Raw genomic sequence first — 23,487 nt, forward strand, 5'->3', positions numbered from 1 at the left:
GATCGAGCACCTCTGGACACGTTACCACGGTTTTCGATGCTGTGCTCGCATAAAGCGCAAAGCGTCGCCTAAACACGCACGGCCATCTTCCCCTTGTTGCGACCTTCGAACAGGCCGATCAGCGCCTGCGGTGCCTTGTCGAGGCCGTCGACGACATCGACGATGGCCTTGATCTTCCCCTCCTCGACCCAGCGCGCCAGCTTGGCCTCGGCCTCGGCGCGCTGGTCGTAGAAATCCATGACGATGAAGCCTTCCATGCGCAGCCGCTTGGTGACCACCAGGCCGGGAACGGCCATCGGGCCGGGCGCCGGCTTCTCGACGTCGTATTGCGAGACGTTGCCGCAACAGACGATGCGGCCGCGCAGGTTCATTAGCGACAGCGCCGCCTCGAGCACCGGCCCGCCCGTGTTGTCGAAATAGACGTCGATGCCGTCGGGGCAGGCCGCCCGCAGCGCGCGGAACACGCCGCCCGCCTTGTAGTCGACGGCGGCATCGAAACCGAGCTTGCGCACCAGCCAGTCGCACTTGTCCTGCCCGCCCGCCGTGCCGACGACACGGCAGCCGGCGAGCTTGGCGATCTGGCCGACCATGGTGCCGACCGCGCCGGCCGCCGCCGACACCAGCACCGTGTCGCCCGGCTTGGGCTGCCCGATATTGAGCAGGCCGAAATAGGCGGTGAGGCCGGTGACGCTGAGCGGGCCGATCAGCAGCTCGAGCGGCGCCTTGGTCGTGCGCCTGGTCAATCGCCGTGCCGGCATGGCGGCATAGTCCTGCCAGCCCCAGTCGCCCTCGACGATGTCGCCGGCCTTCAGCCCGCCGGTCTTGGAGTCGACCACCTCGCCGATGGCGAAGCCGCTCATGACCTGCCCCGGCTCAAGCGCGTCGCGATAGGTCTTGCCCATCATCCAGGCGCGGTTGGCGGGATCGAGCGACAGCATGCGCGTCCGCACCAGCGCCTCGCCGTCGCGCGGCTCGGGGATCGCCGTCTCGGTCCACTGGAAGGTGTCAGGCCCGATCTTGCCCTGGGGTTGCTTGGCGTAGAGCCATTGGCGGTTCATCTCGTCCTCCTCAGCAGGATCATGGTCTCCCGGACCGCGCGCGTCCCCGCGGGCTCGTGATCATGAGGCGCGCGGGGACGCGCGCGGTCCGGAAGACGAGATCAATCCTTATAGTTGGCAGCGCGCTTCTGCAGGTTCGACATGATCGCCTCGAGCTGGTTGGGCGAGCCGATCAGCTTCTGCTGCTCGACGGACTCCGCCATCAGGCCAGTCGCGGCGTCGACGGCCACGGCGTCGTTGAGGATGCGCTTGGCGGCGCGGACGGCGTCCGGGCTCTTGCCAGCGATCTCCTTGGCTGTCTCCAGCGCCGCCGCGAGCGGATCGTCGACCACGCGGGTGACGAAGCCGAGCTGATGGGCTTCCGTGCCGTTAAAGATGCGCCCGGTATAGGTGAGCTCACGCACGACGTCCTCGCGCGCCAGATGGCGCATGAGCTGCGTGCCGGCGAGGTCGGGCACCAAGCCCCACTTGATCTCCATCACCGAGAAGCGCGTGTCGGCGGTGGCGTAGCGCATGTCGGCGCCCAGCATGATCTGGAAGCCGCCGCCGAAGGCCACGCCATGGACCGCGGCGATCACCGGCACCGGCAGGGTGCGCCATTGCCAGGCGCATTGCTGCGGCCGGTTGGCGATGCCGTGGGTGCGCTTGGTGAGGTCGCGCACGCCGGGCACGGCGTCGCCGTCCTGCTTCATGGCGGCGAAGCTTCCCATGTCGAGGCCGGCGCAGAAGGCCTTGCCCTCGCCCGACAGCACGACGCAACGCAGGCCTTTCATCTTCGCGAGCTGGTCACCCGCCTCGATAATGCCCTCGAACATCGCGGGATCGAGCGCGTTCATCTTGTCGGCGCGGATCAGGCGGACGTCGGCCACGCCCTCCTTGAAGTCGATCGAGACGCGGTCCTTCATTTTTCGTTCTCCGATTTCAACCATTCGCGGAGCCGCCGCCTGACTTCCTCGGGCGGCAGACGCTCCGGTGGCTTGAGGCTGCCGTCACCCTGCTTGGGCCACATCAGCACGGCGATGCCGCGCTGCACGTCGGCATAGCTGCAGTCGTCGGGCAGCCGGTCGAGCAGCGCCCTCACCTCGGCCTTCACGTCTACCATCGTGTCACCATCAGCCAGATGCCCTGCGCAACATAGACCGCGCCCAGCGCCAGGATCACGCGGCGCGTCCAGTAATAGAACTGCCTGTCGGACATACGGTCGAGGAAGCTGCGCGACAAGGTGGTCCCGAGCACGGCAAAGGCGGCGGCATAGGCCATGACCAGCCACTGTTCGAGGTCACGGCCGGCCGGGCCCTCGATCAGGACCCCGAAATAGGCGACCTTGGTGAGGTGTCCCAGCACCATGGCGGCGGCCTTGGTGGAGACATTGACCTGCCGGGTCATGCCGGTGCGCACATAGAAGATGTCGAGTATGGGGCCGGTGACGCCGGCCACGAGCTGGATCGCGCCGCCGATGGCGCCGGCCAGGAAGGCCTGGCCGCCGCGCTCGATGTCGGGCGCGATGCGCTGCGGCACGGCAAGCGCGATGAACGGCATCAGCCCGACCATCATCAGCACCAGCGCCTCGTCGGGCACGAAGTCGAACCAGGAGAAGACCAGCAGCGACGCCGCCGACCCGGCGCCGAACTTCAGCACCACGCTCCATTTGACGTGATGGCGCCACAGCCAGGCCCGCCAGCCGTTGGCCGCGATCTGGATGACGCCGTGGAACACCATGGCCACCGGCACCGGCAGCAGGAACAGCAGGAAGCCGATCAGCAACATGCCGCCTGCCATGCCGAAGACGCCGGAGATGAACGAGGTGACGACGGCCACAGCGGCCAGCGCGGCAAGGACAGACAGCGAGAACATCCGGGCGCGGCGTAGCGCAGGTGGCAAGGCCTGTCGAGGATCGCCTATGGTGCAGAGATGACCGATACCGATCTCCTGTTCACCCCGGCGGTCAAAGCCGCCGCCCTCATCCGCGCCAAGAAACTTTCGCCTGTCGAGTATGTCGACGCCGTCCTGACGGCAGCCGACAAGGCCAATGCCCGGCTCAACTGCTTTCGCGTCCTGATGCATGAGGAGGCTCGGCGCGACGCCCGGGCCGCCGAGGAGGCCGTGACCAAGGGCAAGCCCCTTGGGCCGCTGCACGGCGTGCCGATCAGCATCAAGGACCTGGTCGATGTGAAGGGCGTGCCGACGCGGCACGGCTCGGCGATCTACGCCGACAATCCGCCGGCCGCGGCCGACGACATCCTGGTCCAGCGCCTGCGCGCCGCCGGCGCCATCATCTTCGCCAAGGCGTCGACGCCGGAATTCGGCGTCAAGGGCCTGACCGACGGTCCCTCCTTCGGCGTCACGCGCAATCCGTGGAACCTCGAGCGCACGCCGGGCGGCTCGAGCGGCGGCGGCGCGGCCGCCGTGGCGGCGGGCGTCGGCCCATTGTCGCTCGCGACCGACGGCGCCGGCTCGACGCGAGGCCCGGCCTCGTGCAGTGGCCTCGTGGGATTGAAGGCGACGCTGGGTGCCGTGCCCTACGACACGACGCGCGATGCCTTCGGCAACAACATCTATGCCGGCCCGCTCAGCCGCACCATCACCGACGCCGCGGTCATGCACGACGTGCTGAAGGGACCGACCGAGAAGGATCCCTGGACCCTCTCGGGCGGCGTGCAGCACCCACTGTCGCCCAAGCTTGCCGGCCAGGATCTGTCGGGCGTGCGCATCGGCTACATCGAGCTCACCGCCAACCCACGCGTCGCGGCCGATGTGCGCAGCAACACCCGCGCCGCCCTCGCGGCGTGGGAGGCGATGGGCGCCGGCGTCGAGGAAGTGACCGAGACGATCGACTGGATCGAATACGAGGGCCGCGTGCTCTACCAGGCGAACTTCGCGGTGTTCTGCGCCCAGTACCTGCCGAAGTGGCAGAACCAGATGGACCCGGTGACCTTGGCCTTCATGGAGCGCGGCGCCAAGTTCACCCTGGCCGACTTCCGCAACGCCCAGTTCGCGCGCACTGCCCTGTTTCGCAAGATCCAGTCGCTGTTCGAGCGCTACGACTTCCTGGTGACGCCGACCAACTCGCGCACCGCGCTCGACGTCACCCATGACGCCGCCAACGACGAGGTTCTGGTCGACGGCGTGAAATGCGGCATCACCCGCCAGGGCTGGACCTCGTATCAGTACCCGTTCAACCTCACTGGCCATCCCGCCCTCGCCCTGCCCTCGGGCTTCGGCGCCGACGGTTTGCCGACCTCGGTGCAGATCGTCGGCCGCTGGGGCCACGAGACCGACGTGCTGCGACTGGGCGCGCTCCTGGAGGCGGCACGGCCCTGGGCGCAGCACCGGCCGCCGTCAGCCTGATCGAAAGGATACTTCAGCCCGCCCGGCGGCGAGCGAGAGCGGCCTGCCTCATCCTCAGCAGGCTGACCTTCTTGTACTCCGAACATCCGGTGATCTCGGCGCCGACCCACCCGGGCAAAGCAAGGTCGGCGTTCTCGTCGGGCAATTCCACCTCGGTGAGGACGACGCCGTCGAGCAAACCTTCGTAGACGTCGACGTGCCATACCAAGCTGGCATGTGGCACACCAACGGCCGTCGGCGACCAGGAACTTTCGCTCTATTTCGACGATCACCCGGCACTCATCGGGCGGCTTCCGCCAGGCCCACCTGAACGGGCTCGGTGGGCATCGCGGCCCGGAAGCCGTCCCATCCTCCGCGCCCCGGTGTCGCATAGCGGCCGTCCGCGCCGGGCACCGAAGCGCACGCGCCGAGAAGGAACGCGACGGCAGCAAGTGCCAGGAGAAGCCTCATCGTCACCTACCTCGTCATGCCTAGTGGACGAGGTGGGAATCGTTGGGCGGCACGACATCGACCTGCGTCAACTCGCGACACCGCCAACCGGCGTTCGTCGCAGTCGCGCGGGCCGGTGGCACGATGGCTCACGCGTTGCTAGGTTTCCGGCGACTTCAGGGGGAAAAACATGCGTTCGATCACGGCGTTTCTCGGCGTGCTGGCATTGCTCGTCACCGGCACCGCCGCCGCCCAGACTGCCGACAAATACCCCGACAAGCCGATCCGCATCATGGCGCCCTATGCGCCGGGCGGGAACATCGACGTCACCGCGCGCATCATCGCCGAGAAGCTGAAGGACGTTCTGGGCGTGACAGTGATCGTCGAGAACAAGGCCGGCGCCTCGGGCATGATCGGCAGCGACGTCATCGCCCGCTCGGCGCCCGACGGCTACAACCTGCTGGTCTCGGCCAACTCGCTGGTCGCCGTGCCCGCGATCTACGGCAATGCGCCCTACGACTGGCGCACGGCGTTCCAGCCGATCAGCCACATCCAGGCCGTGCCCGCGGTGCTGATCGTGCCGCCCGATTCGCCGATCAAGACGCTGGCCGACTTCATTGCGCTCGGCAAGGACGGCAAGTTCACCGTCGCCGATTCAGGCGTCGGCACGACCAACCACATCGCCATCGAGCTCATCGGCGAAGCGACCGGCACCAGGTACACGCTGGTCCACTACAAGGGCAGCGGACAGGCCCATCTCGACCTGATCGCGGGCCAGGTGCCGGCGCAGGTCGACCAGGTCAATGCCGCGATCGGCCATATCAAGGCGGGCAAGATGCGCGCCATAGCCGTGTCGTCCGACAAGCGGGTGCCGCAGCTGCCCGACGTGCCGACCATGAAGGAATCGGGCGTGAAGGGCCTCGAGGACTTCACCTTCAGTACCTACACAGGCCTGTTCGCGCCGGCCAAGCTGCCGCCGGAGATCCTGGCCAAGCTCAACGCCGCCATGGTGACCACGCTCAGCGATCCCACCGTGATCAAGAAGTTCGCCGATCTCACCGCGGAGACGAAATCCAGCACGCCGCAGGAGCTTGCGGCCATGCTCGACAAGGAAGAGAAGCTTGTCGTACCCCTGATCAAGAAGCTCGGTATCAAAGCGGAGTAGTAACCGACATGACCTGGCTGCCCCCGGCCGTTGCCCCCATCGTCCTGCTGCTGATCTCCAACGTCTTCATGACCTTCGCCTGGTACGGGCATCTGAAGTTCACCGATCGGCCCTTGTGGATGGTGGTGCTGGCGAGCTGGGGCATCGCCTTCGTCGAATATTGCTTCGCCGTGCCGGCCAACCGCTGGGGCCACACGGTCTATTCGGCGGCCGAGCTCAAGACCATGCAGGAGGTGATCACCCTGTCGGTGTTCGCCCTGTTCTCGGTGCTCTATCTCGGCGAGCGCATCACCCTGAACCACATCGTCGGCTTCGCCCTGATCTGCAGCGGGGCGTTCTTCGTGTTCCGCGGGCCCCTGCCTTCTTGAGAGGGCCGTCTTGAGGAAAAGTCCGCCACCTGTCCGGGATGAGGCTGCCTTATCCTGCGTAGACCCCTCGAGGGGAGGCGATTGACGGACCAGGCGAGCAGACGACGGATTGAATGGGCGGCGTTCGCCGCCGTGCTGCTGGTTGCCGCTGCATTGCGGCTGATTCGGCTGGAGGACAATGGCGTCGGCACCGCCTATTACGCCGCGGGCGTGCGCAGCATGCTGCAAAGCGTCTGGCTGTTCTTCTACAATTCGTTCGATCCCGCGGGCTTCATCTCGCTCGACAAGCCGCCGATCGCCTTCTGGATCCAGACGGTCTTCGCCGCGGTCCTTGGCTATAGCGGCTGGGCGATCCATCTGCCGCAGGCGCTGGCCGGCATCGCCTCGGTGGCCCTGCTCTATCGCCTGGTGCGGCCGCTCGGCGCGCCGGCTGCCATCCTCGCAGCCCTGCTGCTGGCGATCATGCCCATCGCCGTCGCGATCGATCGCTCGAACAACACCGATTCCTGGCTGATCTTGTTCCTGCTGCTGGCGGCGCGGACCGCGCTACGCGGCCGCGGCCTGTCGCTGGTGGTGGCGATGGCCCTGCTGGGGCTCGCCTTCAACACCAAGATGCTGGCGGCGCTGGTGTGCGGACCGGCCCTGCTGGCGGGATGGCTGCTCGCGGGCACGCTCAACTGGCGGCAGCGGCTTGGCTGGATGACGGCGGCGGCCGTCACGCTCGCCGTCGTGTCGCTGTCCTGGGCAGTGGCGTTCGATCTCACGCCCCAGGCGAAGCGGCCTTATGCCGGCAGCAGCCACGACAACTCGATGCTCGAGCTGATCATCATGCACAATGGGCTGGAGCGGTTCGTGCGCAACAGGCCGACGCCGGCGCCCACGCCAACGCCCGCCCAGACGACGCGCTTCGTCGCCTACGATGCCGTGCCGGTGGGACCGCTGCGGCTCGCCGCGCCCGCGCTGGCCATGCAGTTCGCCTGGACCTTGCCGCTCGCGGTGCTGGGCGCGGTGTTCGCCTGGCGCCGTCGTCGCGCGCAGGTGGCGCTGTGGAGTGTGTGGGCTCTTACCTATGCCATCGTCTACAGCGCGGCCGGCGGTATCTTCCACGGCTATTACCTGTCGACCCTGGGCCCGCCGCTCGCGGCACTGGCCAGCATCGGCTGCTTCGAATTGTGGAAGCGTGGCTCGACGCATCTCGCCGTGGGCCTCGGCGCCGCCGCCCTGTGGCAGGGCTATGTCGCCGGCGCGTCCCTGGGCTGGACGTCGGCCTGGGTGGGCTTTCCCGCCGTGGCGCTGCTGGCCGCCATGGCCGCGCAGTGGCGCGCCAAGCGTCCGCCGGCCGTCATCGGCGGCGTCGCTCTGCTGGTGCTGCCTGCATTCTGGTCGCTGAGTGCGGTCTTCGCCCCAGGCAACCTCACCCTGCCGTCGGCCAGCCTGCCGCGCTGGCTCGGCATCGACGATGGCCGCGGACCGATCCTGTCGCGCAATTGGGGGGCGCTGACCGACGATCCCAAGCTGCAGGCTTTCCTGAAGGAGCATCGCGGCAATGCGCGCTTCCTGCTGGCCGCGCCCAATGCCTTGCTGGCGGCGCCGGTGATCATCCGCACCGGCCAGCCGGCGATGGCGTTCGGCGGCTTCTTCGGCAACGACCCGGTGATGAGCGTCGATGCCTTCGCCAAGGCCGTCGAGCGCGGCGAGGTGCGCTTCGTGGTGCTGGCCACCAACCGGCGCACGCGCGACTTCGAACGCTGGGTGCGGACGCACGGCACGGTGGTCGATCCGAGCCTGTGGCGCTCGCTGCCGCCCGAGCCGCGGCGCGCGATCGTACTGTACGATCTGGGGACGAAGAGCTAGTCCGCCGCCCTCGCCGCAGCCTCCGCCTGGATCACGGCCTTGGCGCGTTCGCCGGCGCGGCGGTTGCGGCGCTTCAGCCACCACATCAGGAAACCGGTGACGGCGAACACCGGGATGATCACGCCCGACACGAACACCAGGAACTTGTAGCCGCCGCCCAGCCCGATGCCGTAATGCAGCGCGCGCTGCCAGGCGATGATGCGCTCGCCCGTGCTCATGGTCTGCGGATCGAACACGTCGACCACGCTCTTGCGGAAGGGATCGATGATCACCGTGATGACCGGCGCGCCTTCGATATGATCGCTGCGGAGCAAGCTGATGCGCGTCGCCTGGTCGGGCCGGATCGACAGGAAGGCGTTGAGGAAGCGGGCATCGGGCACCTTCGAACGCGCGACCTCGACCGCCTCGTCGATGCCCATCGGCTGGGCCCCGCGCATCGGCTCGACGCGCGCCTGGAACATCGCCGCGCGCATGTCGCGGCCCGGCCACACCGCGTTGACCGCCGAGGAGATCTGCTGTGGGAAGGCGAGATAGACGCCGGTGAAGTTCACCAGCATGAACAGCACCAGGCTCCAGATGCCGACCGCGCCGTGCAGCTCGCGATTGAGGCGCACGCCCTTGGCGGTGCGGCGCACCATGAAGGCCGCTTTCCATTGGCCCGGGCGGGGCCACCAGAGATAGAGGCCCGAGCAGCCCAGCACCAGCAACGCCACGCCCAGCCAACCCACCAGCTCGCGGCCGAGGCCACCGGCGATGAAGAGATGGCCATGCAGGTCGTGGAAGAAGCGCAGCCAGCCCGTCATCGCCTGCTGCGTCTCGAGCACCTGCAGCGACACCGGGTCGATCAGGATCTGCAGGCTGCCGGCAAACGGACTTTGCGTGGGGACGCGGCCTTGCGCCTGAGCCTGACCCTGACCTTGGCCCTGCGCCTGCCCTTGCCCCTGGCCTTGCTGGCCACCGCGGAACTGTTGCCGTTCGGTCGCCATGCCCGGCCGCGACAGGCGCACCGCGGCGGGCTCGCCGACTTCCATTGGCCAGCGCACGGCAATCGGGATGCGGCTCGGATCGTTCGAAGCCGTGCGCGCTGCTTCGATGAGCTCGGCCGGCGAGCGCCAGTCGCCGGCCGTCTTGGCCGGCGGCTCGCCCTGGCCCAGCAGGTGCTCGATGTCGTGGCCGTAGACCAGCACCGCGCCGGTCACGCCCATCATGACCAGCGGCAGCAGCAGGATCAGGCCGATCCAGAGGTGAAGCTGCTGCAGCCAATAGCGAAAAGTGCGCTGCGGTCCAGTCATCGAGGCCTCGGTCGTCTCGTCAGCCGGCGCCGAGTGCGCGGGCGATCTGGTAGGTCGCGAGCGCGGCCACATAGGCCAGCGCCAGCATGTAGGCAAAGGTGATCCACATCCACCGCCAGCCGCCGGTCTCGCGACGGATGACGGCGAGCGTGGAAGCGCACTGCGGCGCGAAGACGTACCAGGCGAGCAGAGCAAGCGCCGTCCCGAGGCTCCAGCTCGCGACCAGGGCGCGGCCGATCTGCTCGGTGGCTTCCTCGCCGCCGGCGATCGAGTAGATCGTGCCCAGCGAGCCGACCGCGACCTCGCGCGCCGCCATGCCGGGGATCAGGGCGACGTTGATCTGCCAGTTGAAGCCGAGCGGCGCGGTGAGCGGCTGGATCGCCGAGCCGATCATGGCGGCGAGGCTGTAGCTGATCGCGGGGTCGGTGGCGCCTTCCGGCGCCTGCGGGAAACTCGCCAGGAACCAGATCAGGATCATCATCGAGGCGATGGTCGTGCCGGCGCGCTTGAGGAAGGCCGTCGCGCGCGCCCACAGGCCGATGGCAAGGCTCTTGGCGCGTGGCATCTTGTAGTCGGGCAGCTCGAGCATGAAGGGCTCGCCCGGCGTGTCGCGCCAGATGAGGCGCTTCAGAACGAACGACACCGTCAGCGCGCCCACGATGCCGGTCGAATAGAGGCCGAACATCACCAGCCCCTGCAGGCCGACGAAGCCCCAGACCTCGCGGTCGGGGATAAAGGCGCCGATGATCAGGGTGTAGACCGGGATGCGCGCCGAGCAGGTCATCAGTGGCGCCACCAGGATGGTGGTGAGCCGGTCGCGCCGGTTGTCGATGACCCTGGTCGACATGATGCCGGGAATGGCGCAGGCGAACGACGACAGCAGCGGGATGAAGGCGCGACCATGCAGGCCGGCGCCGCCCATGATGCGGTCCATCAGGAACGCCGCCCGCGCCATGTAGCCCAGGTCTTCCAGCACCAGGATGAAGAAGAACAGGATCACGATCTGCGGCAGGAACACGATGACCGCGCCGACGCCGCCTATGAGGCCGTCCTTGAGGAAGCTCTTGAGCAAGTCGGGCAGCGGCGCGCCTTGGACCTGATCGCCCAGCCAGTGGAAGGCCGCCTCGATCCCGTCCATGGCGGGCGCCGCCCAGGCGAAGACCGCCTGGAACATGACGAACAGGATGGCCAGCAGGATGAGCAGCCCGATCACGGGATGCAGCAGCACCGAGTCGACCCGTGCCGTCAGCGAATCGCGCTCGCCCGGCCCGCGCACGGCGGCGGCCAGCAGCCGATCGGCCTCGCGCTGGCCGACGCGCAAGGCGCCGGCATCGGGCGGCTGCCAGTCGGCCTCGCCGCTCTTGAGCTGCTCGTCGAGACGCTTGTCGATGCCGGCCAGCAGGGCGTCGATGCCGCCGCGACGCACCGCCACCGATTCCACGACCGGCACGCCGAGCTCGCGCGACAGGCGCTCGACATCGATCGAGATGCCGCGCTTGCGGGCGATGTCCATCATGTTGAGCGACAGCATCACCGGTCGGCCGACGCGCTTCAGCTCGAGCGCAAGCCGCAACGCCAGCCTGAGGTTGGAGGCGTCGCCGACGCAGACGATCAGGTCGGGGACGACCTCGCTCTTCAGGCGGCCCAGCACGACGTCGCGCGTGATCTCTTCGTCCGGCGAGCGTGCCCGCAAGGAATAGGTGCCGGGCAGGTCGACGACCTGGATCGACCGACCCGCCGGTGTCGTGAGCGGGCCGACCTTCTTCTCAATGGTGACGCCGGGATAGTTGGCGACCTTCTGGCGGCTGCCGGTCAGGGCATTGAACAACGCGGTCTTGCCACAGTTGGGATTGCCGACGAGCGCTACGACAGGGGGGGCGACGACGGTGACGCTCATGAAGAGGCTGCCGCCGTCACCAGGATCGCCATGGCCTCGCGGCGGCGCAGCGCGATCGTCGTGTCGGCGACGCGCACGGCGATGGGATCGCCGCCGAACAGGCCCTGGTGCAGCAGCTCGACGTCGGCGCCTTCGACGAAGCCCAGCTCGAGCAGCCGGCGCTCCAGCTCGGGGCCGGGCAGGCCGGTGCTGGAGCCGTTGACGGAGAGCTGGTGGATGCGGCCACGAAAGCCCACGTGGGCCTCGCCGAGTGCTATGGTTGGATTGGGTTTCATTGCGAGTAATTCGTAATAGCACCCAAATATCGGCTTCGCCAGCTTCTAGGGGCCAGCTACTTGGGGGGACGCATGGCAACGATCGTTCTTGCACACGGTGCGTGGTCAGCCGCCTGGGCGTGGAAGAAGATGCGGCCGTTGTTCGCCGCGGCCGGCCATCAGTTCTTCTCGCCGACCTACACGGGGCTGGGCGAGCGGGCCCATCTCGCCCACCACGAGATCGACCTCACCACCCACATCAACGACGTTGCCGCGGTGCTCGATTGCGAGGACCTGAAGGACGTCACCCTGCTCGGCCATTCCTACGGCGGCATGGTGGCGACGGGCGTTGCCGACAAGTCGCGCCGGCGCATTGCACGCATCGTGTATATCGACGCCTTCGCGCCGCAGGACGGCCAGAGCCTGTTCGACCTGCTGGGACCGCAGGGCACGGAGATGATGCGCGGCAAGGCGATGGGCGAAGGCGCGGGCTGGCGCATCCCGGCCGTCCCGATGCCGCCCGACACCGCGCCCGAGGACGTCGCCTGGGCGACACCGCGGCGGCGCTCGCAGCCGATCAAGACCTTCGAGCAGAAGCTCAGGCTCACCTCGCGCGAGCCGCCGCTGCCGCGCGCCTACCTCTATGCCAAGCGCAGCGGACCCGGTGATACGTTCCGCCAGTTCGCCGAGCGCGCGAAGAGTGATTCAAGCTGGAAGTATTACGAGATGGATGCCAGTCACAATCCGCACATCACCTGCCCGCAGGACCTGATGGCCACCCTCACCAAGATCATGGCTGAGACGTGAGCACCGACCTCGCCTACAAGATCCTCGCCCAGCTTGGCCGCGCCAAGCGTGGCGACGATTCTCTCGCCATCACGGGCGGCGAGGACCCGGTGTTCCTTACACCGTGGCGCGTCGCGGCCGCGGGCTCGGCAGCGCTGGGGGCGGTCGGCCTCGCAGTCTCCGACCTGTGGCGGCTCAGGACCGGCAAGCCGCAGGGCGTCACCGTCGACCGACATGCCGCGGCGGCGTCGCTGCGCTCGAACACCTACGTGCTGCAGAACGGCGAGAAGCCGGTGTCGTGGGATCCGCTGGCCGGCCACTACCCGACGCGCGACGGCCGCATCATGTTCCTGCACACCAACCATCCGCATCATCGCGCCGGCGCGCTCCGCATCACGGGCGCCAAGGCCGAGACGCGCGAGGCGCTGGCCGAGGCTGTCGCCCAATGGGACGGGCTCGCCATCGAGCAGGCGATCGCCGACGGCGGCTGTGTCGGCGGGCTGGTGCGCAGCCGCGAGGAATGGAACGCGCATCCGCACGGCATCGCCGTCGCCAAGCTGCCATTGATCGACATCGTCCAGATCGGCGAGGCGCCGCCGCGGCCTTTGGTGAAAGGCGAGCGCCCCTTGAGCGGCGTGCGCGCCCTCGACCTCACGCGCGTGCTGGCGGGACCGACCAGCGGCCGCGTGCTGGCCGAGAACGGCGCCGACGTGCTGCATATCGCGGCCCCTCACCTGCCCTATCAGACCGAGATCCTGATGGATACCGGCCACGGCAAGCGCTGCGCCTGGGTCGACCTCACGCAGGCCGCCGGCATCAAGACCATGACAGACCTGCTGCGCGAGGCCGATATCTTCACCCAGGGCTATCGCCCCGGCACCGTCGCGGCGCGCGGCTTCTCGCCCGAGCACGTGGCGGCGCTCCGGCCCGGCATCGTCTGCGTCAGCATCTGCGCCTACGGCCATGCAGGCCCGTGGGCCGACCGGCGCGGCTTCGATTCGATCGTCCAGAACGTCACCGGCCTCTCGGCCACGCAGGGCTCGCTCGCCAAGCCGCGCAACCTGCCGGTCCAGGCGCTCGACTATATCGCGGGCTATCTCGGCGCGCTCGGCGCCATGGTCGGGCTGGCCCGCCACGCCGAGCAGGGCGGCTCGTGGCTGGTGCGCGTGTCGCTGGTGCAGGTCGCGCACTGGCTGGCGAGCCTCGGCACCGTCGAGCCCGGCAACGGCGTGGCCGAGCTGCCCGAGCCCGAGCTCGCGCGCTTCCTGATGGAAAGCGACGGCCTATTCGGCCATCTGCGGCATCTGAAGCCGGTGGTGCAACTGAGCGACACGCCGCCGTTCTTCGCCAAGCCACCTGAGCCGCTCGGCACGTCACCGGCGCGCTGGGCGAGCTGATGTGACGATCCGCGAACGCGGGCCGGCAGATGACGACGCGATCCGCAGCCTCAATGACGCAGCGTTCGGCGGGACTTACGAATCCCGACTGATCGTTGATCTGCGTGACGCAGGCCTCGCTTCCATCGAGCTCGTGTCGCTCGATGGCACCGAGGTGGTCGGCCATATTCTCCTGAGTGCGCTCGATGTCACCGTTGCCGGCAAGCCGGTGCGTTCGCTCGCCCTGGCACCGATGTCAGTGCAGCCCGGCCGGCAGCGGCAGGGCGTCGGCAGCGCCCTGGTTCGCGAGGCGCTGCGGCGAGCACAGCAGCAAGGCTGGCAGGCCGTAATTGTGCTCGGCCACCCCGACTACTATCCGCGCTTCGGCTTTTCGGCCGCACTCGCGCGTCCTCTCACGTCACCTTTCTCCGGTGATGCGTTCATGGCGTTGGAGTTGACCCCGGATGCACTGAAAGGCGGCGAGGGTCGCGTCGTCTATCCCCCGGCTTTCGGCATCTAGCGCGACGGCCAGTTCCACACCGGCCGTTCCTCGCCGGGCACAACCGTCTCGCCCAATTGCTTTTCCAGCACGATCCGACTCGCGCCAGCCTCCTGCAACGCCGAGACCAGCGCCGCTGCGTGCGAGACGACGATGATCTGGCATTCCTTGGACGCCCTGGCGATCAGCCGCGCCAAGGCCGGCAACAGGTCGGGATGCAGACTGGTCTCGGGCTCGTTCAGGATCATAAGCGTCGGCGGTCGCGGCGACAGGAGGGCGGCGACCAGCAGCAGATAGCGCAAGGTGCCGTCCGAAAGCTCGGAGGCATTGAGCGGCCTCAGCAAGCCATGCTGGCGCATCTCGACCTCGAAGTAGCCGCCGGCATCCTCGACACCGATCGAGCCACCAGGAAAGGCATCGGCAACCGCCGCCACGAGCTCTTCCTCGGCGCCGACCTCCTGGATCGTGGCGATGGCCGCCGCCAGGTCAGCACCATCGGAGGCCAGCACCGGCGTCCGCGTGCCGATCTGGCGACGCCGTGCCGGCGCCTCGCTGTCGGTGCGGAAGTGGTCGTAGAAGCGCCAACCTCGCATGTTCTCGCGCAGCAACAGCAGTTCGACAGCATCGCGTGGATCGCTGCAGTGCGTGAGCATGCTGTCGTAGGACGCGAGCCTGTCGTAGGCCAACCGCCACTCGCCTTCCTGATTGCGCAGGCTGACCGCTGGCCCTTTCCGCTGGGCAAAGGTGTTGGCGCGGCTCAGGACGAGCCCCGTCCAGAGACTTTCGGTCTTGATGACGGGATCCTTGTAGAAGTGCCTGGAGTCGGGCAGCGGCAGGCCGAGATCGATGGCGAAGCCGTAGTCGTCGGAAGAGAAACCGAGCTTCAGGCTGACGGAGTTCTTGCGCACCGTTCCTTGCACGGGCTGCGTCCCCGCCTTCATCGCCCGCGAGAACTGCTCGGGGCCCGCCCACAGCACCGACTGCAGGCCGCCTTCGAGTGCCAGCGACTGGATGATCCGGCCCTGCGCCACGTCGGCCAGCAGGCGGAGCGCGCGATAGAGGCTCGACTTGCCGCTGCCGTTGGCGCCGGTGACGACCGTGAGCTGTCCGACCTCCAGCCTGACGTCGCGCAGCGAGCGATAGCCGGAAATGCAGAGGCGCGAGATGATGCTCATGGGCGGGTGATGGGAGCGTAGCCCATCACCTCGCGGCCGGCGACCAACTGACGGTGGAGGCTACGCCGCCTGCAGCGTCAGTGCCGGCGCGTGCAGCGCATCGAGGAAGCGCTGGCAGTAAACGCTGGCGGTGGTGCGGAACACCTTGGCCTTGAGCGCAACGTGGCGCTCGAGGCGCTCGGCCAGCGGCATGTTCAGCGCCGCGTGCATGGCATCGGCGATGGCGTCGGGATCGAAGGGATTGACGATCAGCGCCTCGGTGAGCTCGTGCGCGGCGCCGGCGAACCGCGAGAGCACCAGCACGCCCGGATCGTCGTCGGGTTGGGCGGCCACGAATTCCTTGGCCACCAGGTTCATGCCGTCGCGCAATGGCGTCACCACGCCGATGCGGCTGATGCGGTAGAGGCCGGCCAGGGTCGAGCGCGGCGCCGGCCGCGTCGAGTAGCGCAACGGCGTCCAGTCGAACTCGGAGAAACGGCCGTTGATGCGGCCGGTCAGCCGGTCGAGCTCGGCGCGCAGCTTGCGGTACTCGTCGACCTCCTCGCGCGAGCGCGGGCAGATCTGCAGGAAGTGGATGCGGCGGCGGTGCTCGGGATGGCGCTCGAGCAGGCGGCCGTAAGCCTCGAAGCGGTGGGGCAGGCCCTTGGAATAGTCCATTCGGTCGACGCCGACAGCGAGCAAGCGGCCCGACAGGCTGCCCGAGACGCGATGGACCAGCTTGTCGTTGGCGGAGCGCTCGGCCTCCTCGGCGAAGGCCTGGGCATCGATGCCGATCGGATCGGCGAAGACACGCATGCGCCGGCCGTTCAGGCGCACCCATTCGCCGTCGACCATGGCGCCCAGCAGGCGCTGCGCGCAGTCGCGGAAGTCGCGGGCATGCTCCTCGGTCTGGAAGCCGACGACGTCGTAGGCGCAGAGATCGGCCACCATCTCGCGCGCGACCGGGATCGCCTCGAGCATCGAGGGCGGCACGAACGGCACATGAAGGAAGAAGCCCAGCGGGCCGGTGAACCCCTGCTGGCGCAGCATGCGGCCGAGCGGCAGCAGATGGTAGTCGTGCGCCCACACCGAGTCTTCGGGCTGCAGCACCTGGCCGAGCGCCGTGGCGAACGTCTGGTTGACCGCCAGGTAGCCGAGATAATCCTCGCGGCGGTAATGCATCAGCCCCAGTCGGAAATGCAGCAATGGCCACAGCGCGCCGTTGGCGAAGCCGACATAGAAGGCGCGGTGCGCCTCGGCCGTCAGGTCGACCGTGGCGTAGGTGACGCCGCGCGCCTCGACCAGGGCGGGCTGCAGCGACGGCTCGGCCGCGAGCCGTCCGCTCCAGCCGAACCACATCGAGCCCGGGATGAGCAGATCGCGCAGCGCCACGGTAAGGCCGCCCGCGGCAGGCACTCGGGATTTGGGAATCGGGACTCGGTTGGAGACGATCACGATGCGTGCCATAGCCCCTCCTCCCAGCTTCGCGACAGACGCATGGCCGACAGGATCAGCCCGACCTGCGAGTATGTTTGTGGAAAGTTGCCCCACAGCTCGCCGGTCTTCGGATCGATATCCTCGGATAGTAGCCCGACATGGTTGCGGCGCGCGAGCAGGTTATTGAAAAGTTCGAGCGCCTCCGAACGGCGGCCGACGCTGGCCAGCGCGTCTATGTACCAGAAGGTGCAGAGCAGGAAGGCGTTGGACGGCTTGCCGAAATCGTCGGCCTCGCTGTAGCGCATCATGAAACCGTTCTTCATCAAGCGCTTGGCGGCGGCATCGAGCGTGGCGTGGAAGCGCGGATCATCGGAGGCCAGCAGGCCGATCTCGGGCAGCACCAGGCACGAGGCATCGAGCATGTCGCGGTCGAGCACGCCCGAGATCCAGCCCTCCTGGGTGGTGCCGCGCTGCAGGACCTCCTGGCGCAGGACGCCGGCACGGGCGAGCCACTCGCGCGCTTCGGAATCGACGCCGACCCGCTTGGCGATCATGCCCAGCCGATGCTGCGCTGCCCAGCACATCGCAGCGGAAAACGTGTGCACTTCCTCGCGCTCCCGGTACTCCCAAAGGCCAGCATCGGGGGTCAACGCCGTGCGTTGCGCCTCGTTCCCGACCACGCAGAGCTGGCGATAGAGTTCGAGATCGCCCTGGCGCGGCAGGCGCTCGTCCCAGAACATCTGCGCCGACGTCAGCACCATCGAGCCGTAAGTGTCGTTCTGGCGCTGTGTGACAGCAGCGTTACCGACGCGCACCGGCCCGAACCCGCGATAGCCCGGCAAGGTGTCGATCAGCCGTTCGGTGGTGTCGGTACCTGGCGCGATCGGGAACAGCGGCGCTATGGCAGCGACATCGTCGCGCGAGCTGCCGGTCTCGACGACATCGACGATGAAGCGCACGTAGCTTTCCATGGTGCGGGTCGCCGACAGACGGTTGAGCGCCGTCACGGTGAAGAAGGCGTCGCGCAGCCAGGTGAAACGATAGTCCCAGGTGCGCGGCGTGTTGGGCGCCTCGGGCACCGAAGTGGTGAGCGCCGCCAGCACCGCGCCCGTATCCTCGTAGCTGCACATCTTCAGGGTGATCGCCGCGCGGATCACCGCCTGCTGCCAGTCGAACGGGATGTTGAGATCGCGCACCCAGGTCTGCCAGTAGGACTCGGTCTCGGCGAGGAAGGTCTTGGTCAGCGTGTCGGGATTGTCGGTGATGCTCTCGTCGGCGCCGACGATCAGGTTGAGCGGCCGGTCGAGCGAGAACTCGGTCTCGTGCAGGATGTAGTTGATCGAGGCGTCGGTCGTGAGTCGCAGCACGCCGGTGTCGCCGAAGAAGCGCGCATGATTGCTGCCCGAGGTGAGCTTGGCCTTGTGCGCGCCGTAGTCGAAGGTCGGCCGCAGCCGGATGGTGACGCGCGGCCGGCCGGCCACCGGCTCGAGCCGGCGCACCAGCATGGGCGGGCGGAACATGCGGCCGAAGCGGCGGAAGCGCGGCGCGAAGTCGACGATGCGCACCGTGCCGCCGCTGCCGTCGATCACGGTCTCCAGGATGGCCGTGTTGTGCAGGTAGCGCTGGCGGCCGATATCCTTGGCGCCAGCGACCACGACATCCATGAAGCCGCCTTGGGGATCGTCGCCACCCAGCAGGGCGTTGAACACCGGATCGCCGTCGAGCCGGCCGATGCCGTGCCAGACATGGCGGCCCTTGCGGTCGATCAGGCTGGCAATGGCGCAGTTGCCGATGACGCCGAGATCGAGGCTGCTCATGGCGCGGCCCCGGCCGACACGGCGGGCGGCGCGTTGCGGCTGCTCAAAAGTTCGAGGCCGCGCTTCAACCAGGCGCGCACTGCCGCCGGCTGGCCGTCGAATACTTCGGCCACGCGCAGGCCCTGGCCGCCGAACTGCCGCGCCGCTTCCATCCCGGCTTCGTCGGTGAAGTCGTCGCCGACGAAAATCGGCCGGCGGCCCTGGAAGGGCTGACGCTGCATCAACTGCTCGACGGCATGGCCTTTGGAGGCCGCGCGCGGCCCGATCTCGACAGCCTCGCGCGCCGGTAGCAGGCGGAACCAGGGATGGTCCTGCGGCACCAAGGCCCGCACCAGCCGCCACACATCGTTGCCGCGCTCCGGCACCAGGCGATAGTGGATGGCCACACCGTGCGGCTTGTGCTCGACCAGCACGCCAGGCCAGCGGTCGGCCGCGGCGACCAGCGCCTCGCGCCACGCCTCCGGCACGGCGAGACCCTTGGGCATCTCCTCGACCTTGCCGTCCTGCCAGCGCAGCGACGCGCCATGCTCGCCAGCCGCAGTGGCGACGAAGGGATTGAGCAGGTCATCGACAACGCCGATCGACCGGCCGGTAACGATGGCGACCGCGCCACCGAGCTCAGCGCGCAGGCCGTCCAGCAGTTGGGGCAGGCCGGGAGGAACGACGACCGATTCCGGCGTCTCTGCGATCTCCAGCAGTGTGCCGTCGAGATCGAGGAACAGCGCGTTCGTCCGGTCGAGATCCGGCGGTGTCATCCGGCTAAAACCCCCTCTGCGCTCGTGACATGGCATTAGGCGCGAAGAGGCTCTCGACCACAACACGCCGCGTGCGAGGCCGCCCTTAGGGGGCACGACCGCGCTTTGCGCGCCTGAGTTAACGCTCATCGCGCGCTGGAGTTCCCCAGCAGGGAGCGTGGTTATGGCGATTGTGAGGCGAAGGCCCCTTAACCAAGCGGCCCGAATGCCTGCCAGAAGGTCTTGCCCGATTCATAGGCAGCGGCGGCGGGCGAAATCCCCGCATCGCGCAGGCTGCGTGCGTCCATTGCAGCCAGGTTACGCCGCGCCGCGGTGCGGTCGCGCCAGACTTTCAGCGTCATCGCCAGCCGAGCACGCAGCGGCGGCCGTGGCGACACCGGAGTCACCAATGCGACGGGGTGAGCGGCAAAGCGCTGGCGGGACTGGTAGCACATCTGAACCCTCCTTGGGTCTTGATGAGTCGAAGGTGAGCTTGCAGCGGCGGTCTCTCAATTACACGCGAGGTAATAGCGCGGTGCGCAGCGCGTCGAGGCCGTCGGTCAGCGCCGCGGGACCCGGCTGCAGGATGAGCGGCGACTTGATCTCGACGATGCGGCCGTTGGCGATCGCGGGGAGCGTGGCCCACCCCGGCCGTTCGGCGATCTGGCACGGCACGACCTTGCGGCCGCACCACGACGCCAGGATCACATCGGGCCGCGCCGCGATCACTTGTTCGGACGACACGATGCGGTCGCGCGCGGCAGCGGCACCGCGCAGATGCGCGAACACGTCCTCGCCGCCGGCGATCTCGATCAGCTCCGACACCCAGCCGATGCCGGAGATCATCGGATCGTTCCATTCCTCGAAGTAGACGCGTGGCCGTGGCGCGGCTTTGCTGGCGCGCGCCATCTCCATCACCCTCGCCTCGAGCGAACGCGCCAGGGCTTCGGCCTTCTCATTGGCACCGATCAGTGCGCCGACGGTGCGGATCATGGCGAAGATGCCTGCGACGTCGCGCTGGTTGAACAGATGGACGGCGACGCCGGCTTTCGCCAGCTCGCTCACGATATCGGCCTGCAGATCGGAGAAGGCCAGCACCAGGTCGGGTTCCAGTGCCAGGATCTTGTCGAGCCGCGCCGAGGTGAAGGCGCTGACCCGCGGCTTCGACCGCACCTCGGGCGGACGCACGGCGTAGCCCGAGACGCCGACGATGCGGTCCTGCTCGCCCAGCAGATAGACCGTCTCGACGGTCTCCTCGGTTAGGCAGATCAGGCGTTGGGGCGGGAAACGGCGCATGGCGCAGTCTAGCAAATGGCTGGTGTGAGAAATTGTCAGGCTGGGATCGGCACGGCCACGCTACTCTGCAGTCCTGCAAACGGAGACTGCCATGTTGCCCTGCCAGCGCGCCCTGTTCGACATCCCACGCGACGTCTGTTTCTTGAACGCCGCCTCGTGGAGCCCGCTGCCATTGGCGGTGCAGGAGGCCGGCCGCGCCGCCGTCGGGCACAAGGGCCAGCCATGGAAACTGCCGGCCGACTTCCAGCCGAAGCAGTACGAGCGCGCGCGCAAGGCGGCCGCTGCGCTGATCGGCGCCGACTCCGCCGACGTCTCGCTGATCCCTTCGGTCGGCTACGGCGTCGCCACTGCGGGCAAGGTGCTGACCATCCCGCGCGGCAGCCGCGTGCTGGTGCTGCAGGACGACCATACCTCGCCGGTGCTGGAATGGATGAGCCGCGCCGAGGCCGGTGGCTTCAAGGTCGAGATGGTGAAGCAGCCGGCCGACGGCGACTGGACGTCGGCGGTGATGGCCGCGATCGACCGGTCGGGCGCCGAGCCGCTCGCCCTGGTCTCGATCTCCTCGGTCCACTGGTCCGACGGCGGCGCGCTCGACATGGCGCGCATCGCCACCGCAGCCAAGGCCAAGGGCTCGGCGCTGCTGGTCGATGCCACGCACGATGTCGGCATCCGCCGCATCGACGTGAAGACGCTCGACCCCGACTTCCTGATCTTCCCGACCTACAAGTGGGTGCTCGGGCCCTACGGCCGCGCCTTCATGTATGTCGCCAAGCGCCGGCAGAACGGCGTGCCGCTGGAACAGATATCGGCATCGCGCAAGGCAGTGTCGGCCGAGGATACGGTCTATTTCCGTGACATCGCCTACGTCGAGGGTGCGCGACGCTACGACATGGGCGAGCGCGACCATTTCATCTCCCTGGAGATGGCGGCGGTCGGCATGGAAATGATGGCCGGCTGGGGCAACGAGCCCATCGTGGCGCGACTTTCCATGCTCACCGACAAGCTGGCCGACGGCCTCGCCAACACCGGCGTGCAGGTGCTGGACAAGAAGCTGCGCGCCCCGCACGTGCTCAGCCTCTACTTCCCCAAGGGCATGGCAACCGACCTGCCCAAGCGGCTCGCTGCCGAGAATGTTTACGCCGCGCCGCGGCTGGGACGACTGCGCATCAGCCCGCACGTCTACAACGACGAGCAGGATGTCGAGCGCTTCGTCGAGGTCTTCCGCAAAGTGGCGATGTAGCTCTCGTCAGAGGTGCCGCGTCTCCACCGGCGCCGTGTCCCACGCATTGTTACGGCCGTCCTGATACTGGATCGAGCCGGCCGCTGCTTCCTCCGGCGCCGCGCCATCCAGGCAGGCGACGTTGACGGCGTAGAAGGTGCCGCCCAACGCGTCCATGTGGCCGCGACCGAACGGCTTGATGCCGCACTGCCGACAGAAGAGATGGTGAATGTTCCTGCTGCCGAACTGGTAGTCGGAAAGATCGCTCTCGCCCTGGAGGATCCGGAAATCCTCCTTGCGCGCAATCGCCTTCCAGAACCGGCCTTTGGCGCACACCGAACAATTGCAACGGCTGGTGCCTTCCTCCGGATCGAGCCGGCATTCGAAACGCACCGCGCCGCAATGGCAGCCGCCCTGATAGAGCTTTTTCATCGTCGATCGCCTCATAGTTAATACTTAACTTATTGGTTAAGTGTTGAACCACCACCATCGCCCTGTCAAGGTGGCTGCGGGGGAGCAGAGAGGGGTTTGGTCTTGCGTAGCACTCGTAGAAGTCTGTTGGTCGGCGCGTTTGCGTTGCCTGTTCTCGCGGCGACGCGTCCGACCGCAGCACAGAATTTTCCCAGCCGTCCGATCAAGATCATCGTGCCCTTTCCACCCGGCGGCGGCGTCGACCTGACGGCGCGGCTCCTGATGGAGCCGCTGTCGAAGGAGCTCGGCCAGACAGTGATCGTCGAGAACAAGGGCGGCGCCGGCGGCATCATCGGCGTCGAGGCGATGTCGCATGCGCCAGCCGACGGCTACACCCTGGCGCTGACCGGTGTCGGCACGCTCACCGCCGGGCCTCATCTGCGCAAGATGCCCTACGATCCGATGGCGCTGTCGCACATCACGCGGCTGGTGCGCATGCCCTTCATCGTGGCGGTGCGCAACGACCTGCCGGCCAAGACACTGCCCGAGTTCATGGAACTCGCCAAGAAGACGGAGATCCGCTGGGCCTCGGGCGGCATCGGCACCAGCCAGCATCTCGCGGGCGAGCTCTTCACCCAGATGTCGGGCCTGAAGATGGTGCACGTACCCTATCGCGGCACCGGACCGGCCCTGAACGACCTCTCTGCCGGCATCGTCGACGCCTATTTCGGTGATCCCGCCACCCTCGGCTTGATCAAGAGCGGCAAGGCGCGCGCCATGGCAGTGACGTCGCTCACGCGCTGGCCAGTACTGCCTGACGCACCGGCGCTCGCCGAAGCAGTGCCGGGCTATCAGGCCGAGAACTGGTACGCGATCGCAGCCCCACCCAAGACGCCCGGGCCGGTGATGGCCGTGCTCACAAACGCCATCCTGAAGGTGATGGCCGATCCCGTGGTGAAGGCGAAGTACGAAGAGGCCGGCCTGCATCCCGCGACGATGCCGCGCGCGGAGTACGTGGCCTTCCTCGAGCGCGACTCGAAGACCTGGGGCGACGTCGTCGCCAAGGGAAACATCAAGATCGACGAAAGCTGAA

At 67.9% G+C, this 23,487-nt stretch carries 24 protein-coding genes; 9 read left to right on the top strand and 15 right to left on the bottom strand.

The annotated features are described in order from the left end of the window. Window positions 1-68 precede the first annotated feature (68 nt). From RSO01_RS23220 to RSO01_RS23235, 4 genes are all read right to left on the bottom strand, one after another. Window positions 69-1,058, bottom strand: a complete 990-nt coding sequence (locus tag RSO01_RS23220; protein ID WP_147151848.1) for an NADP-dependent oxidoreductase — start codon at window positions 1,056-1,058, stop codon at window positions 69-71. Window positions 1,059-1,159: 101 nt separating this feature from the next. Further along, entirely contained in the window at window positions 1,160-1,963 is an 804-nt protein-coding gene (locus RSO01_RS23225; protein ID WP_147151849.1) for a crotonase/enoyl-CoA hydratase family protein, read from the bottom strand. Next, a complete protein-coding gene (locus tag RSO01_RS23230) occupies window positions 1,960-2,160 on the bottom strand; it encodes a hypothetical protein (RefSeq protein WP_147151850.1) in 201 nt (66 codons plus the stop codon). Before RSO01_RS23230 ends, RSO01_RS23225 begins: the two co-directional genes overlap by 4 nt. Further along, window positions 2,154-2,912 carry a TSUP family transporter gene (locus RSO01_RS23235; protein ID WP_147151851.1) on the bottom strand — a complete coding sequence of 253 codons (759 nt, stop codon included), beginning with the start codon at window positions 2,910-2,912 and terminating at the stop codon, window positions 2,154-2,156. Before RSO01_RS23235 ends, RSO01_RS23230 begins: the two co-directional genes overlap by 7 nt. Before the next feature lie 57 nt (window positions 2,913-2,969). On the opposite strand from RSO01_RS23235, the gene RSO01_RS23240 reads away from it, so the two are divergent. Next, on the top strand, window positions 2,970-4,406 hold the full coding sequence (locus tag RSO01_RS23240; RefSeq protein ID WP_147151852.1) for an amidase: 1,437 nt from the start codon (window positions 2,970-2,972) through the stop codon (window positions 4,404-4,406). Window positions 4,407-4,419: 13 nt separating this feature from the next. Here the strand turns inward: RSO01_RS23240 and RSO01_RS23245 are convergent, their stop codons facing one another. Beyond that, window positions 4,420-4,629: a CYTH domain-containing protein gene (locus RSO01_RS23245; protein ID WP_147151853.1), complete on the bottom strand. Its 210-nt coding sequence runs from the start codon at window positions 4,627-4,629 to the stop codon at window positions 4,420-4,422. A gap of 396 nt (window positions 4,630-5,025) precedes the next feature. Between RSO01_RS23245 and RSO01_RS23250 the strand changes: the two genes are divergently transcribed. The 3 genes from RSO01_RS23250 to RSO01_RS23260 all read left to right on the top strand — a co-directional run bounded on the left by RSO01_RS23250 (window position 5,026) and on the right by RSO01_RS23260 (window position 8,222). Beyond that, window positions 5,026-6,000, top strand: a complete 975-nt coding sequence (locus RSO01_RS23250; protein ID WP_147151854.1) for a Bug family tripartite tricarboxylate transporter substrate binding protein — start codon at window positions 5,026-5,028, stop codon at window positions 5,998-6,000. 8 nt (window positions 6,001-6,008) lie between these two features. Continuing rightward, window positions 6,009-6,368, top strand: coding sequence for a DMT family protein (locus tag RSO01_RS23255; protein WP_218037437.1), 360 nt, complete (start codon window positions 6,009-6,011; stop codon window positions 6,366-6,368). An 81-nt stretch (window positions 6,369-6,449) separates the two neighbouring features. Further along, the gene (locus RSO01_RS23260) at window positions 6,450-8,222 is read left to right on the top strand and encodes a glycosyltransferase family 39 protein (RefSeq protein WP_147151855.1); all 1,773 of its coding nucleotides are present in this window, start codon (window positions 6,450-6,452) and stop codon (window positions 8,220-8,222) included. Here the strand turns inward: RSO01_RS23260 and RSO01_RS23265 are convergent. Genes RSO01_RS23265 through RSO01_RS23275 form a run of 3 tightly spaced genes read right to left on the bottom strand, consistent with a single transcriptional unit; the run spans window position 8,219 to window position 11,686 of the window. Next, window positions 8,219-9,514 (bottom strand): PepSY-associated TM helix domain-containing protein, encoded by a 1,296-nt coding sequence (locus RSO01_RS23265; RefSeq protein ID WP_147151856.1) that lies wholly within the window; start codon window positions 9,512-9,514, stop codon window positions 8,219-8,221. The two genes, RSO01_RS23260 and RSO01_RS23265, sit on opposite strands and share 4 nt — an antisense overlap. A 19-nt stretch (window positions 9,515-9,533) precedes the next feature. After that, complete coding sequence (feoB, locus tag RSO01_RS23270; protein WP_147151857.1) at window positions 9,534-11,411, bottom strand: ferrous iron transporter B; 1,878 nt, start codon at window positions 11,409-11,411, stop codon at window positions 9,534-9,536. After that, a complete protein-coding gene (locus tag RSO01_RS23275; RefSeq protein WP_147151858.1) occupies window positions 11,408-11,686 on the bottom strand; it encodes a FeoA family protein in 279 nt (92 codons plus the stop codon). Before RSO01_RS23275 ends, feoB begins: the two co-directional genes overlap by 4 nt. 72 nt (window positions 11,687-11,758) lie before the next feature. On the opposite strand from RSO01_RS23275, the gene RSO01_RS23280 reads away from it, so the two are divergent. From RSO01_RS23280 to RSO01_RS23290, 3 genes are read left to right on the top strand one after another with little or no spacing between them, the layout of a single operon-like run. Beyond that, complete coding sequence (locus RSO01_RS23280) at window positions 11,759-12,472, top strand: alpha/beta fold hydrolase (protein ID WP_147151859.1); 714 nt, start codon at window positions 11,759-11,761, stop codon at window positions 12,470-12,472. After that, a complete protein-coding gene (locus RSO01_RS23285) occupies window positions 12,469-13,848 on the top strand; it encodes a CoA transferase (RefSeq protein WP_218037438.1) in 1,380 nt (459 codons plus the stop codon). Before RSO01_RS23280 ends, RSO01_RS23285 begins: the two co-directional genes overlap by 4 nt. A 1-nt stretch (window position 13,849) precedes the next feature. Further along, window positions 13,850-14,347: a GNAT family N-acetyltransferase gene (locus RSO01_RS23290; protein WP_174825949.1), complete on the top strand. Its 498-nt coding sequence runs from the start codon at window positions 13,850-13,852 to the stop codon at window positions 14,345-14,347. Here RSO01_RS23290 and RSO01_RS23295 read toward each other — a convergent pair. The 6 genes from RSO01_RS23295 to RSO01_RS23320 form a co-directional block, all read right to left on the bottom strand. Further along, on the bottom strand, window positions 14,344-15,495 hold the full coding sequence (locus RSO01_RS23295; protein WP_147151883.1) for an AAA family ATPase: 1,152 nt from the start codon (window positions 15,493-15,495) through the stop codon (window positions 14,344-14,346). The genes RSO01_RS23290 and RSO01_RS23295 overlap by 4 nt on opposite strands. A 66-nt stretch (window positions 15,496-15,561) precedes the next feature. Further along, window positions 15,562-16,947, bottom strand: coding sequence for an alpha,alpha-trehalose-phosphate synthase (UDP-forming) (locus RSO01_RS23300; protein WP_147151860.1), 1,386 nt, complete (start codon window positions 16,945-16,947; stop codon window positions 15,562-15,564). Next, window positions 16,932-18,734 carry a glycoside hydrolase family 15 protein gene (locus tag RSO01_RS23305; RefSeq protein ID WP_147151861.1) on the bottom strand — a complete coding sequence of 601 codons (1,803 nt, stop codon included), beginning with the start codon at window positions 18,732-18,734 and terminating at the stop codon, window positions 16,932-16,934. The genes RSO01_RS23300 and RSO01_RS23305 overlap by 16 nt, the downstream gene beginning before the upstream one ends. Continuing rightward, a complete protein-coding gene (gene otsB / locus RSO01_RS23310) occupies window positions 18,731-19,489 on the bottom strand; it encodes a trehalose-phosphatase (RefSeq protein WP_170303295.1) in 759 nt (252 codons plus the stop codon). Before otsB ends, RSO01_RS23305 begins: the two co-directional genes overlap by 4 nt. A gap of 188 nt (window positions 19,490-19,677) precedes the next feature. After that, a complete protein-coding gene (locus tag RSO01_RS23315; protein WP_147151863.1) occupies window positions 19,678-19,923 on the bottom strand; it encodes a DUF1127 domain-containing protein in 246 nt (81 codons plus the stop codon). Between the two features lie 58 nt (window positions 19,924-19,981). Beyond that, window positions 19,982-20,764, bottom strand: a complete 783-nt coding sequence (locus RSO01_RS23320; protein WP_147151864.1) for a cobalamin-binding protein — start codon at window positions 20,762-20,764, stop codon at window positions 19,982-19,984. A gap of 91 nt (window positions 20,765-20,855) precedes the next feature. Between RSO01_RS23320 and RSO01_RS23325 the strand changes: the two genes are divergently transcribed. Next, window positions 20,856-22,004, top strand: coding sequence for an aminotransferase class V-fold PLP-dependent enzyme (locus RSO01_RS23325; protein WP_147151865.1), 1,149 nt, complete (start codon window positions 20,856-20,858; stop codon window positions 22,002-22,004). Between the two features lie 6 nt (window positions 22,005-22,010). Here RSO01_RS23325 and RSO01_RS23330 read toward each other — a convergent pair whose 3' ends face one another. Next, window positions 22,011-22,415, bottom strand: a complete 405-nt coding sequence (locus RSO01_RS23330) for a GFA family protein (protein ID WP_147151866.1) — start codon at window positions 22,413-22,415, stop codon at window positions 22,011-22,013. Window positions 22,416-22,628: 213 nt separating this feature from the next. Between RSO01_RS23330 and RSO01_RS23335 the strand changes: the two genes are divergently transcribed. Further along, window positions 22,629-23,486, top strand: coding sequence for a Bug family tripartite tricarboxylate transporter substrate binding protein (locus RSO01_RS23335; protein WP_170303296.1), 858 nt, complete (start codon window positions 22,629-22,631; stop codon window positions 23,484-23,486). Window position 23,487: the final 1 nt, after the last annotated feature.

It is taken from the genome of Reyranella soli, from assembly GCF_007992495.1.
GTDB classification, from domain to species: domain Bacteria; phylum Pseudomonadota; class Alphaproteobacteria; order Reyranellales; family Reyranellaceae; genus Reyranella; species Reyranella soli.